A 12,980-nucleotide genomic window follows, 5' to 3' on the forward strand; every position below is an offset into this window, starting at 1 on the left:
AAAAAATTAAGAATGGCAAAAGCAAACAAACAAAATAGGAGAATTCCAATCTGGGCTTATGCTAAAACTAACCGTAAACTTAGATACAGACCAAAACCTAGACATTGGAGAAGAAACAGTCTTAAATTATAAGAGGGGTTAATATGGAAAGAGTTTACACAATTCCACTTAGAAATGTAAAAAATGTCAAAAGGACTATCAGAGCTCCTAGAGCTATTAGAGAAGTACAAAACTTCTTAACTAAACACATGAAAGCTGAAGAAGTTAAACTTGATGAGTCTATCAATCATGCAATTTGGGAAAGAGGTATTCAAAAAATACCTTCTAAAATTACTGTAAAAGCAGTTAAAGATGATGATGGTGTTGTAAAAGCTACTTTAGTAGAATAGCTACAGTGCCTTCGCCATATATTTGATTAATGTGAGGTAACAATATGTTGAAAAGAGTTGATATTGTAGGAAATCCGAATATAGGAGTATTTATTCTTGCAACTGATGATGTAGCTATTGTTCCTTATAATCTTTTGGATGAAAAAGCTGAAATAATTAAGGAAACATTGGAAGTTGATATTGTTAAATCTTCTATTTCCGGCAGTAATCTTATAGGATCTTTAGCTGTTGCTAATTCAAATGGTATCGTTGTTTCCCCACACATTTTAGATAGAGAAGTTAAGCAATTTGAAGAATTGGGCTTGAAAGTCGCTGCAATTCCTTCACAGTATACTGCTGTTGGAAATGTTGTCGCAGCCAATGATAATGGCGCTATCGTAAGTCCTTTCTTGTCTGAAGAAGCATGCAATGTAATTGAAGAGACTTTGGACGTTGATGTTGAATCCCGCTCAATCAGCGGAAGCGACATTGTAGGTTCTTTAATTAAAGTTACCAACAACGGATTTTTAATTACAAAAAATGCAATTTCCAGTGAAATTAACTTAGCTCGTAAAGTATTTGGTGTAGAAGGAGATATTGGTACTGTCGGTAAAGGTATTTCTTTAGTTGGAGCTTGTTCCATTGCAAATTCACATGGTGCAATAGTGGCTAAAGATAGTACTGGTCCTGAAATGGCTAGAGTTGAAGAAGCATTAGGCTTTTTAGATGATAATTTTTAATTAATATATCATGAGGGATTTTATATGATAACAAAAATTTACAGAGTTAAAGGTACTTTTGTAATGGGCGATGAATATCATAAATTTGTAAAAGAATACAAAGCTACTTGCGAAGCTGACATTGAAGAAAAAATCTACGAACGCTTTGGAAGTAAACATGCTATCAACAGGAATCAAATTTCTATCGAATCTATTGAAGAAATTGCTCCTGAAGATGTTCAAGACCCTATTGTAAAAGAGATTTTATAGATTTGTTGGTGTTACTATGGAAGATCAGCAAAGATTAAACAATCTTCTTAATGAAATGAACGCATACAGGCAACAGGCTGAATTAATTCAACAGCAAATTGACTTAATTCAAACCTCCATTGCTGAAGTGGATGCTCTATTCAATACTTTAGAAGATATTGAAGGCAAAGAATCCGTTGAAGCATTCGTACCTGTAGGTGCAGGTTCTTTTATTAAAGGAGAGCTTAAAAGTACTGATGAAATTATTGTAAGTATCGGTTCAGGTCTTGCTGTTAAAAAAGATGCAGACGGCGCCCGTGAAATACTCACAGGCCAAAAAGAAGATTTAAAAGATAGTTTGGATAAAATGTTGGCTAACTTACAACAGTGCACTGACATTGTTGCAAATCTTCAGGCTCAAGCTGAGCAGATTGCCGCTGCAGCTCAAGGCAACATGACCCAAATGAGATAAATACTTTTACAATTTTTTCAATTTTTCTATTTTTTCTATTTTTTTTCGTAATTCTTAACCTATTTTTAAATGCCTTTAAATAGTATAAAAAAGGTAAATATTAACAATATAAATTTTTAACTAAACTAAAAGGTTGGGTTAATTTTGTTTGAATCATTAAAAAAGAAGTTTTCACGTACCAGTGAAAAATTAGAAGAAGAGCTTATTGAAGAAGCTGAAGCAGAAGATAACCTTCAAGAGGAAAAAGGTACCAGATTTTCATTTTTCTCATTTGGCCGTAAAGATAAAGAGGAAGAAGAGAAAGAAGATGAATCTAATTTGCTTCCAGAACCTGAAATCGATGAGGCTCCTCAAGATGAAGTGGAATCTGTTGAGGATGAACAGCCTATAGAAGAGGATGAATCCGAAGATGATAATGAAGAAAAATCAGGGTTCCTTTCCAGATTCAGGTCTAGTGATAAATCAGATGATGAGGAATCTGACAGTGAAGAGTTAGAAGAAACCGAAGAACCGGTCGAAGAGGAGAAGAAATCTCACTTCTGGAGCAGAAATAAGGATAAAAGTGATGATGAAGATTCTCAAGAGGATGAATCTCTTGAAGATGATACCGAAGAGGAGAAGAAATCTCACTTCTGGAGCAGAAATAAGAAAGATAATGAAGATGTTTCTGCTGACGGTGAAGCCAAAGGAGGTTTATTCTCATTTGTTCGAGAAAAGACAATTTCTGAAAAACATGTGGAAGATATCCTATTCGAACTTGAAATGGAACTTCTGCAGGGTGATGTAGCTATGGAAGTTGCTTCAGAAGTTGTAGACAGTGTAAAAGATGACCTTGTAGGTAAAAAAATCAAAAGAAGCAATGACATTACAGAATACACTTATCTTGCTTTGAAAAATGCTGTAGCTGAAATCATTGACATTCCAGGTAAATCAATGACCGAAATGATTGAAGCCAAAAAGCAGCAAGGCGAACCTCTGGTTGTAATGTTTGTAGGTATCAACGGTACAGGTAAAACCACAACAATCGGAAAATTGGCCAACTATTATCTCAAAAAAGGTTACACTCCTGTAATTGCAGCATCTGATACATTCAGGGCAGGTGCTATCGAACAGGTTACTTATCATGCTGATAACGTTGGTGTTAAAATCATTAAGCACAAGAAAGGCTCAGATCCTGCAGCCGTTGCATTTGATGCTGTAGAGCATGCAAAAGCTCAGGGAAAAGAACTGGTTTTAATCGACACTGCAGGAAGAATGCAGACCAACACCAACCTTATGGATGAAATGAAAAAGATTAAAAGAGTCTCCAAACCTGATTTGGTCATATTTGTAGGTGATGCTTTAACAGGTAACGACGCAACAGAACAGGCTAAAAAGTTCAATGAAGCCATTGACATTGACGGAGTTATCCTCACTAAAGCAGATGCAGACAGTAAAGGTGGAGCATCTCTTTCAATTGGTTATGTAATCCAAAAGCCTATCATGTTTTTAGGTATGGGTCAGGGCTATGATGATATTATGGAATATGACGCCGACTGGATGCTTAATCAGTTGTTTTCTGAAGACGAAGCAGTAGAAGCTGAGGAATAAGTTTATGAATCCGAGATTATGTTTATTGCCGTTCATAGCAATTGTGGTAATGCTGATAGCATGGTTTGCTTTATTTGGAGGTATGGGCGAACAGCCGGGTGATGTTTCAATAGCTGTCACCGGTGATGTTATGTTTGCCCGTAATATGGCAGGTGTATTAAGCAGCGGCGAGTCTCCTTTTGCTAATGTCAGCAATGTTACTTCAAATGTGGATTTGCTTTTAATTAACTTTGAAAATGCGGCAACCAGCTCGAATAATGCTGTTAAAAGTGATATTCCTTTAAAATGTGATCCGAAATTTGTTGATCTTGCTCGTGCCAATAACAATACTGTTGCGGCTCTTGCAAACAACCATGTATGCGATTATGGTATTGATGGAATGAGAGATACCATTTCAAACCTTGAAAAGGCAAATATAACTCACTTTGGAGCTGGTGAAAATGAAGATGAAGCTCACAAACCTGTCAGTCAGGTAATCAACGGCAGAAATATATCCATATTCAATTATATGGATTCAAATAATTTTGCAGAATACAGTTATGACCAGATACCTTATGCTAACGGCTCATCACCTGGATATTCAGCATATGGCAGTGATGTTGCACAAAAACAAATTTCCGAAGCTAAAAAGGCAGGAAATGTCGTTATTGTATTCATGCATTATGGAAATGAATATTCTCTTTCACCTAACAGTGACCAAACAAAAATTTCCCATGAACTCATTGATGCGGGCGCTGATGTTGTAATCGGTTCTCATCCTCACGTTGTTCAGGGAATTGAGATGTATAACGGTAAACCAATCTTTTACAGTTTAGGTGATTTTATATTTGATTTGCAAAGAGAAAATACTCTCGATTCGTATTTTGTTCAGATAGACTTGGTTAATGACACTGGGGTCTGCACTGTTTATCCGGTTCATTTAACCAATTACGTACCTCATTATGTCGATGCGGATAGTGGAAATGCACTTTTAAATTCACTATCTCCGAAATGCAGTGAAATGGAAATTAATGACGGTATAGGAAAACTGAAATTTAATTTAACCGAAGGTGATTAATATTAACTTTAAAAAAATATTTGTCATTTGTGCGATTTTAAGCGTGCTTTTATGCTTAAGCTGTGTCAGTGCAAGTGATATCAATCAGACAACCCAGACGGCATCTGCAGATTTGGATGTGAGTGCTGCGGATGATAATAGTGCTGTTTTGAAAAGTAGTGATGAAAATGCGTTAGGTTCAAATTCTTCTGAGGTTATCCCTACAACTTATAAGACAACTTCAGGATCTTTATTCAATAAGAATGACAGATTTACCTTCCAGCTTTTGGATGAAAACGGTGCAGGCATTGCCAACAAGTCAATTCAACTCACTTTTAGCAATAAGGTTTCAAACTTTACTACAAATGCTAAAGGGGAAGTATCCTATAAGCTGTTTGCAAGAGGAAATCATGTAATCAGCTTTTTATTTGATGAAGATGGTTACGCTCCTGTAAGCGTTTCCAAAAAGGTTACAATAATTGACACATCAAAAACCACTCTTAAAGGTTCAAATTATGTGGCTTATGTTGGTGCGGACAATCCGTTCACCGTCACCCTGTCTGCCGCTGGAGTAGTGCTGCCTGACCAGAAGGTAAAAATTACAATTGTCGGCAAGACTTATACTGCAACTACTAATGCTAACGGTAAGGCTAGTTTAAAAATCAATTTGGCCAAACCAAATACATATCCTGTCAAATATTCCTTTAGCGCAACTAAAATGCTTAAAGCAAGCAGCGGTTCTGCAAAAATCACTGTTAAAAAAGGAATGCCGACAAGCATTGTAAGAATGAATTCAATCACTTATAAGCACCAGACAAGCGATCCTTTCATTGTAAAATATAAGGATGTCCGTGGAAATCCTCTGGCTTACAAAACTCTTGTATTTAAAATCAATAAAAAGACTTATACCAAAAAGACAGACAAAAACGGAATGGCTCAAATCGACATCAAACTGAATAAGGGTTCATATACTCTTACAGTTGATTCATACAATACTGCAGTTTATAAGAAATCTTCAAACTCTTATACTGTTAAAGTAAAATCCGATACTGTTTTAAACAACGGTTTCTGGCTGTTTGGAAGTGACATGAAAAAGGTAAATCTTAAAACAATGGCCGATTACGGTGTTAATCAGATATTTTTAAATTCATATGCGGTAACATTATATGGAAAATCTGCCGTTTCCAATTTCGCAACCCAAGCCAAATCACTGGGCATCAATGTGCACATCTGGATGCAGGTATTCAATGACGGAAACTGGATTGCAGCGGTTAACAAGGACGGATCATTAAAATATTCCCTATACAATTCAATCATTAACGATGCAAAGGATTATGCTAAAATTAATGGTGTTGCCGGAATTCACTTTGATTATTTGAGATTCCCTGGAACTGCATATAAGTACAAAAATGCTGTTGAAGCCATTAATTACTTTACAAAACAGGCCTGTGATGCTCTTCACAAGCAAAGCTCATCAATCATTGTTTCTGCTGCCGTAATGCCTGAACCTAATTCAATGAAGTACTATTACGGTCAGGATATTCCTACCATGAGCAAATATCTGGATGTTATTGTTCCTATGATTTATAAAGGAAACTATGGAGCAAGTTCTTCATGGATTAAAACCACAACAGAAGCCTTCATTAAAATGTCCAACGGTGCTCAGGTATGGAGCGGTCTTCAGGGTTACTATTCCGACAGCAATGTCAAAAAACTGCCGGTTTCATCAATGAAAAAAGATGCTGATAATGCAATTGCCGGCGGAGCCAGTGGTGTAATAGTATTTAGATATTCATTATTTAACCTGATTGACTTTGCAGCTCTTTAGGCTTTGATGTATGAATAACGCATTAAATGATGGTAAAATTAACCGATGAATGTTTAATTTAATTGATATGGCTTGTCATATCTTTTAAATTTCTTATTTTTTTTATAGCTTTTCTGGATATTTATATTTTTAATTTGTTAATAAGTCATTATTCTTAATTCCAATTCAACTGATTTGAATTTATTAAAGCCCAATTCTTTTTAGTTTATGTTTTTAATTCATTTTTTGATACATTTATATATATTTTAGCTAATTTAATTGATTTTAGATGGTTTTAGCTTTTAAAAAGATTTAAATAGTGTTTAAAATATAGTCATGTATACATGTATTTTTTTAGAAATTCTGGAGGTGAAATTATTTCGTTTAAAAATACAGTTGCACTCCTTTCAGTTGCTGTGATATTTTTTATGATAGTAGGTTGTGTCGCTGCGGCTGATGGTGATGCAGGCACTGCTTCGAATTCATCTCAAACACCTGAAAAGGAGGTAGTTCGAAACGCCTCATTCTGCAGGGTTCCCGAATCAAATTATATTGTCGGCGATACCTTTGAAATTACACTTAAGGATGATAATAACGGTTCAACACTCGCCAACAAAAGTGTCTATTTCCTGGTTAACAACAAAATAACAGACACATACACTGATGAAAACGGTTCAGCAAAGTTCCTGTTAAACCTGTCCAAGGGCACTTATGACCTTAAGGTCTTTTTAAATGAAAGCGGTTACAAGAAAACTCACGGTTATAAAAAGATATTGGTGCTTTCAAAACCTGTTTCTACCGTTAAGGGAACTGACTTAAAGGCTTATGCCGGAATTAAGAAAACTTTCAAGGTCACTTTAAATGCAGACGGCATGCCAATCTCAGGGCGTAAGGTCAAATTTGTCTTAAACAAAAAGACATATAATGCAAGGACAAACGCAAACGGTCAGGCTTCAATAACAGTCTATCTGTCTAAAGGAACCTACACTGTTAAATATTATTATGCCGGAGAACACAACATCAAAGCTTCTTCAGGAAAGGCTAAAATAACTGTGAATCTGAAAAATAATCCGTACAAGACAAAATACAGACATGTTTACATTGATGCAGACGGCGGATTTACCAAGGCTTTTCTAAACGACATTGCAAGCAAACTTCGTAAAGCCGGCTGGAAAGTTACCGTTTATGGAATCGGTCCAGGACAGCACAGCAAAAATTACAAGAAAGTGAAAAATGCTGTTTACATGCCGTTTTACAATGGACTGTGTGCCGCTACAATCAAAGAAATGACCTATAAGTATTACGGTGGAGTATTGAAAAAGAACAAGGCTGTACTTGCTCCTTCCTGGTATACTGATCAGTGGGTTTCTGAAAAGATGAGTCAATACAGAAACGACATTACCAAAATCAAATACCTCAAAAGGGCATGGGATGACAATTTCTCACCGTCCAAATTCAAAGGACTGAGCGAACCGGCCAAATTCATGACAAAAAATAACATCAAATATTCTGTCGGCGATACGACATACAAGATTGTAGAGCAGTTCCTCTATGGTGGATGGGACGCTCACCATTAATGAAGGTTTATTTTTTTTAAACCTTTACCATTTTCTTTTTGACAAGGCTTTAAGCCTCTTTTTTTCTATATTTTTCTTTTTATCTGACTGATACTGTTTTTTCTGGCGGTTGGTTGTTGTTTCGTTATTTCGCATTACTGTTATCAAATCTATATCGTTTCCTTTACAGGCCATCAGCACTCTGATTTCTCTGTAATCTTTAGATGGTGGTGCCTTAAATACCACGGCATATTTTTCCCGCTCAACGTGCTCCCAGCTGACAGGTTCCTCATTCATCAGACAGTCAACGACATATTCTCTTGAAATGCCGTTTTCATCAAGCCTTTCAATGAAATGTCTGTTTTCAAAGCACCAGTTAATGCTTGCGGTATCTCCCATTATAAATTTGTCAAAAACATTCATCAAGTAAAATTTATTATAATCTTACAATAAAAATATTTTCATGAGTCAACAAACACAATGGGATTCGTCACTTGCATTTATTTTTGCTATGATTGGGGCTGCTGTTGGGTTAGGTAACATCTGGCGTTTCAGTTATGTACTGTATTCTAATGGTGGAGGATCATTTTTTATCCCTTATTTTGTAGCAATAGCTATTATGGGAATTCCTTTTTTAATATTAGAATATGGTGTGGGTTTCAGCTTCAAGGAATCCTTTTCGAAGATTATGAAAGATATCAAGCCACAGTTTGAGTTTATTGCTTGGATTCTGGTTTTATTCGTGTTTATTGTTGTAATTTATTATATGGTAATTTTGAGTTGGGATCTGGTTTACCTGTTAAGCAGTTTCACGTTTAACTGGGGAACAAATACGGCTGAATACTTCGTACACAGTGTCGGCGGAAGTTCCAACCTGTCAAATGCCAGCTTTTTACTTATTCCAACAACCGTTGGCGTACTGATTTTATGGGTTGTTTTATGGTTTATTGCAAACAGGGATGTTGATAAGGGAATCGGTAAGGTTTCAAAGATTTTAATTCCTGCATTGTTTGTAATAATGGGTATTATCATCGTTTATGCATTGACACTTCCGGGTGCATCTCTTGGAATCAATACTCTGCTGACTCCGGACTGGAGCAAGCTTCTTGATGTAAATATCTGGCTTGCGGCATTTGCTCAGATTATCTTCTCATTAAGTATGGGTCAGGCAATTGCACTTACATACGCAAGCTATCTGCCTGAAAATTCAAAGCTCATTGACAATGTCCTTATTGTAGTCGCTTCCAACTCAGCATTTGAAATCTGTACTGCATTCGGAGTATTTTCAATTTTAGGTTACATGTCAGTTACGGCCGGAACTCCGATGGTTCAGCTTGTAACTGAAGGTACTGGACTTGTATTTATTGTGTTCCCAATGATTTTCAATATCATGGGACCGATTGGCCGTATATTGGCTCCGCTGTTATTCTTGGCAATTCTCTTTGCAGGGGTCACTTCAGCTCTCGGATTTTTCGAACCGATGCTAAACTCAGCATCTGCAAAATTGGGATGGTCCCGTAAAAAAACAGCTACAGTTTTAGCCGTAATAGGATGTGCATTTTCAATTCTTCTTACAACAGGAATCAGCAGCTACCTTGTAGGTATCATCGATGCGTTTGTAAACGAATTCGGAATATTGCTCCTGATTGGTGTACAGTGTATTGTATTTGCATGGTTCTATGGTGTGGAACATTTCCTTCCGGCTTTAAATGAGCACTCTACTTTCAAAGTCGGTAAAACATGGTCATTTGTAATAAAATACTTGCTGCCAATAGTTTTAATCATAATGTGGGCAATAGGTATTATACAGTTGTTCTCAACTGCAAAGACATTCGAAATAATCATTGATGTGATTATTATCGTTGCGGTATTCGTGTTTGGTGTTATTTTCACTAAACTCAAACCTGTAGAGGAATGATTTATATGGGGTTTGCAGAGGAATTCAAACAGGCAATCGATGTTAACGATGGAGGAAAAGCGGCAGACATTCTCTTGGCATGGCGTGATAGGGAAGACGCAAACCATAAGTATGCGATTATAATCTATGACGGTATGCCTCCGTCTCAAATACACTATTCCGAACTGCTTCAATGGCTGGATGAGGCTGATAAGATGACTCCCCGTGATGAGTCTCTTAAGAGCTGGTACAGGCAAACTGCCCTGATGGTAATCAACATCAACAAAAATCAGGGTTGAAAATGAGTAGGGGGCAAATCCCCTTAATTATTTTTTTTAATTTTTTGCAGGAATTGCTTCTGTTATATTATTGATTTTACGATTAATTAAATTAATTTTATTTTTAAAACTAGTGAAATTATTTATTGTTATTATTAATATATTGACTTTTAGGTTATTTTTTAAAAAATAGTTCTGCCAAGTATATATCATCAAATAAAAAAATATAATTCAGTAATTTTTTGGTTCAGTTAACAAGCTGGGCTTCAATGTAGGTGAGATACAGTGCATAAAGCCATACCAGAATGGAGATGAAACTGAATATTGAAGAGACCCACATTCCCAAAACGTTCAACACTATTGTAATTCCAAAGTAGGTAAGCCCTTTTTTGACATCACCAAGATATGCAAGACCCAAACCTGAAAAAATCACAGAGATTAAAAGTGCAACTTTCATGTTATCCGCCATATTATTTCCTCCAATCAATAGTTGTATTAATTAATTTGTGAGTGATTTGATGTAAATGATGATGTTTCAGATAAGAGAATCTAAGGGAAACCCCTTAGATTAACTTAAACTAAAAAATTTTTTTAGTATAACACGGAAGTGTTATAATAATTAGTATTTTTAAGATGTTATTTAAAGATTTACTTATTTTTGGATGCCTAAATATTTTTTGATTAAATTATTCCAATTGTATACAATTTAACATTTCTGGAGCAATTTTTATAAGATTTAAAAAAAATAGTTTTAGTTAAATTCCAGATTATGGATAATATTTTCCATATATTTGATGGCATCAGTGACTTCTTGTGGTGTTATATCTACAAAAGGATTATAGTCAGCTTTTGATCTTAAATCAAATAGATTATGCAATTCAGTTTTAATTTTTCTTTCACCAAAATTAATCAATGCATTTCTGATTTGTTTGTGTGAGCTGATTTGTTCTTCTCCATCTTCAAAATCCCAAGGTGATTTAGGTTTGAAGTTATGTGTTTCTTCAAGCCACAACTGACACATTAAATACGCACTATAATATGCTCTATTAATTATTGTTGAATTAATACATCGCTCGTCACAGTTTTTAGGGATTATTTGTTGTTTCAGTTGAGCTAATTTCAATGTCAACAAATATAGCTGAAACTGAGGATATTTAGTTATATTCATATTATCCCTCTATTTGAATATGATTACAGAATTAATGTAAAATTCACGGATTCCGTTGGCATTTGAAAAATTTTCCATATGTTCATAAAGTTTCTCCAGTATTTCATCAAGCTCTTCTTCTTTTGCACCATTCAATTTTTCAAATGAGTACACATAGTCTAGCGTGTCTATATCAGGTACTTCTTTCATGTTCATCGCACCTAAAGAATCAAAATTTTTTCCAAATTTTTCAATCTCTTCTGTGTAGATCTTTTCTGCTGGTGCCATTTCGCGTTTAAATTTCAAAAATCTTTGTTCGCTCATTTTATCACCAGAAATATTATGTCATTCATTAAACAAATAGTTTTTCTTATCTTTCATATTAATTTAAGGTTTTTAAATCAATATTTACTTTAATATGTAATTTTACACGCCTAGTTTAATATTTTGCTTTGAATTTTAAATATTTTTTCTTTCATTTTAAAGCAATTTTTTCAAATCATAACAACTTTTATTTAAGTTTTTACAAATCTTTAGCCATGAATCAAAAAATATTATTTTCACTTTTGCTGTTCGTTCTTGCTATTTTTGCAGTCGGATGCGTTGCGGCAAGCGAAAGCCAGATAACAATCAGTGGTGTTGATTTCAATATTCCTTCGGGTTTTGTAGAAAATACAAGCCAGGAACTCATTAATCATCATGTCTCTAAAGGATCAGTTTCATATGTTGAAAACGGAAAGGCGTTTACAAACAACAAAACTGAAGTTGGCCTTCTTGTAAGTGAATATGATGGATATGAGGTAACTGATGATGTTGTAAAGGCTATTGGCGGTAAAGCCAAAACAATTAGTGGTGTAGACGGTTATATTATGGAAGATGATGGCTATTATGTCTTCAGCTATCCTAAAGACGGTAAATTGGCAGTCATTTCCTGTGAAAATGAAGATCTGATTGGTCAATTTATTGCATGATTTTTTAAAATGATGCATTGAGTCTCTCCGGCAGGATGCTGGAGAATTCATGTATATAATGTTAAAATCCCATCAAAAATACAGTAAATACTACTGCATCAGTCAGCAGATGTGATATGTATGGAACAAGTATATTTTTAGTTTTAAGATATCCGTACATTTCAAATATTGTTCCAAAACCTTGCAACAGAATTACTGAAGCTAAAGTGGAGTATGGCGGAGCGTAGTGAAGCAGACCAAATCCTATCATAACAATGATTGCAGATACAATTATCGCTAATTTGCGGTTATCACTAAATTTGTAGATAAAACGCATGAGAAACATTAACGGTATGAATTTGAGTAATTCTTCACCCATCATGGAAAAGACCAATCCGATTGTACTTTCTATTGTAATTCCCATAGCTTCTGCAGTTGTTTCTACTCCTGAAAGTCCAAATGTGTCCAAAACAGTTCCGACTGAAAGGGAATAAATCATATATCCTATAAACATCACCACTGCAAGGATTATCTCATTTTTTGTAGGTTTGTAAATGAACAGTGAATAGTCCCAGTTGGAGTAATAAAGCAATGGAACAAGCATTATCAAACAAAATAACAGTCCGCTAATTATCTCTGAATTTGTTATTAATGTAGATACCATATAAACGATGTATGAAATAGGTACGCTTAATAACAATACAATCCAACCGGTTTTAGAAATTCGGGGATTGTGATTATAATACGGAAAATATCTTGTGCTGTCAAATTCTAAAAAGTTCATCTTATCACTACTAAATGTTTTAAGGTCATCATTTTTAATTTTTGTGGAAATTTGATGTTGATTTTAGCATGTGATGTTTTTTTTTAATTTTACGGGGGTCTTTGAATATGTTTGCATTTGATACTGG

Annotated in this window: 17 protein-coding genes; 12 read left to right on the forward strand and 5 right to left on the reverse strand. The window is 35.0% G+C overall.

The features are described from left to right. The 9 genes from IJL02_RS11330 to IJL02_RS11370 form a co-directional block, all read left to right on the forward strand. Positions 1–132 (forward strand): 50S ribosomal protein L39e (locus IJL02_RS11330; protein WP_292816608.1); only part of this gene is annotated, 132 nt, incomplete at its 5' end. Between the two features lie 11 nt (positions 133–143). Further along, positions 144–389, forward strand: coding sequence for a 50S ribosomal protein L31e (locus tag IJL02_RS11335; protein WP_292816495.1), 246 nt, complete (start codon positions 144–146; stop codon positions 387–389). Positions 390–433: 44 nt separating this feature from the next. Beyond that, positions 434–1,108, forward strand: coding sequence for a translation initiation factor IF-6 (locus IJL02_RS11340; RefSeq protein ID WP_292816497.1), 675 nt, complete (start codon positions 434–436; stop codon positions 1,106–1,108). A gap of 24 nt (positions 1,109–1,132) precedes the next feature. Continuing rightward, the gene (gene rpl18a, locus IJL02_RS11345; protein ID WP_292816499.1) at positions 1,133–1,357 is read left to right on the forward strand and encodes a 50S ribosomal protein L18Ae; all 225 of its coding nucleotides are present in this window, start codon (positions 1,133–1,135) and stop codon (positions 1,355–1,357) included. 16 nt (positions 1,358–1,373) lie between these two features. Continuing rightward, positions 1,374–1,808: a prefoldin subunit alpha gene (gene pfdA / locus IJL02_RS11350; RefSeq protein ID WP_292816501.1), complete on the forward strand. Its 435-nt coding sequence runs from the start codon at positions 1,374–1,376 to the stop codon at positions 1,806–1,808. A 144-nt stretch (positions 1,809–1,952) separates the two neighbouring features. After that, the gene (ftsY, locus tag IJL02_RS11355) at positions 1,953–3,398 is read left to right on the forward strand and encodes a signal recognition particle-docking protein FtsY (RefSeq protein ID WP_292816504.1); all 1,446 of its coding nucleotides are present in this window, start codon (positions 1,953–1,955) and stop codon (positions 3,396–3,398) included. Between the two features lie 4 nt (positions 3,399–3,402). Beyond that, positions 3,403–4,455: a CapA family protein gene (locus tag IJL02_RS11360; protein WP_292816507.1), complete on the forward strand. Its 1,053-nt coding sequence runs from the start codon at positions 3,403–3,405 to the stop codon at positions 4,453–4,455. Then, positions 4,448–6,262, forward strand: a complete 1,815-nt coding sequence (locus tag IJL02_RS11365; protein ID WP_292816509.1) for a putative glycoside hydrolase — start codon at positions 4,448–4,450, stop codon at positions 6,260–6,262. Before IJL02_RS11360 ends, IJL02_RS11365 begins: the two co-directional genes overlap by 8 nt. A gap of 407 nt (positions 6,263–6,669) precedes the next feature. Then, positions 6,670–7,818 (forward strand): Ig-like domain-containing protein, encoded by a 1,149-nt coding sequence (locus tag IJL02_RS11370; protein ID WP_292816512.1) that lies wholly within the window; start codon positions 6,670–6,672, stop codon positions 7,816–7,818. Positions 7,819–7,842: 24 nt separating this feature from the next. Here the strand turns inward: IJL02_RS11370 and IJL02_RS11375 are convergent, their stop codons facing one another. Next, a complete protein-coding gene (locus IJL02_RS11375; protein ID WP_292816514.1) occupies positions 7,843–8,220 on the reverse strand; it encodes a DUF4258 domain-containing protein in 378 nt (125 codons plus the stop codon). A gap of 40 nt (positions 8,221–8,260) precedes the next feature. Here IJL02_RS11375 and IJL02_RS11380 point away from each other — a divergent pair, with 40 nt between their 5' ends. Beyond that, positions 8,261–9,715 (forward strand): sodium-dependent transporter, encoded by a 1,455-nt coding sequence (locus IJL02_RS11380; RefSeq protein WP_292816516.1) that lies wholly within the window; start codon positions 8,261–8,263, stop codon positions 9,713–9,715. Further along, positions 9,712–9,993 (forward strand): hypothetical protein, encoded by a 282-nt coding sequence (locus IJL02_RS11385; RefSeq protein WP_292816518.1) that lies wholly within the window; start codon positions 9,712–9,714, stop codon positions 9,991–9,993. Before IJL02_RS11380 ends, IJL02_RS11385 begins: the two co-directional genes overlap by 4 nt. Before the next feature lie 226 nt (positions 9,994–10,219). Here the strand turns inward: IJL02_RS11385 and IJL02_RS11390 are convergent, their stop codons facing one another. From IJL02_RS11390 to IJL02_RS11400, 3 genes are all read right to left on the reverse strand, one after another. Then, complete coding sequence (locus IJL02_RS11390) at positions 10,220–10,441, reverse strand: hypothetical protein (RefSeq protein ID WP_292816520.1); 222 nt, start codon at positions 10,439–10,441, stop codon at positions 10,220–10,222. A 282-nt stretch (positions 10,442–10,723) separates the two neighbouring features. After that, the gene (locus IJL02_RS11395) at positions 10,724–11,140 is read right to left on the reverse strand and encodes a HEPN domain-containing protein (protein ID WP_292816522.1); all 417 of its coding nucleotides are present in this window, start codon (positions 11,138–11,140) and stop codon (positions 10,724–10,726) included. Positions 11,141–11,149: 9 nt separating this feature from the next. Next, positions 11,150–11,443: a hypothetical protein gene (locus tag IJL02_RS11400; RefSeq protein ID WP_292816524.1), complete on the reverse strand. Its 294-nt coding sequence runs from the start codon at positions 11,441–11,443 to the stop codon at positions 11,150–11,152. A 215-nt stretch (positions 11,444–11,658) separates the two neighbouring features. On the opposite strand from IJL02_RS11400, the gene IJL02_RS11405 reads away from it, so the two are divergent. Continuing rightward, positions 11,659–12,090, forward strand: coding sequence for a hypothetical protein (locus IJL02_RS11405; protein ID WP_292816526.1), 432 nt, complete (start codon positions 11,659–11,661; stop codon positions 12,088–12,090). Positions 12,091–12,151: 61 nt separating this feature from the next. Here the strand turns inward: IJL02_RS11405 and IJL02_RS11410 are convergent, their stop codons facing one another. After that, positions 12,152–12,853, reverse strand: coding sequence for a type II CAAX prenyl endopeptidase Rce1 family protein (locus IJL02_RS11410; RefSeq protein ID WP_292816528.1), 702 nt, complete (start codon positions 12,851–12,853; stop codon positions 12,152–12,154). Positions 12,854–12,980: the final 127 nt, after the last annotated feature.

This window comes from Methanobrevibacter sp., from assembly GCF_017427765.1.
Taxonomy (GTDB): domain Archaea; phylum Methanobacteriota; class Methanobacteria; order Methanobacteriales; family Methanobacteriaceae; genus Methanocatella.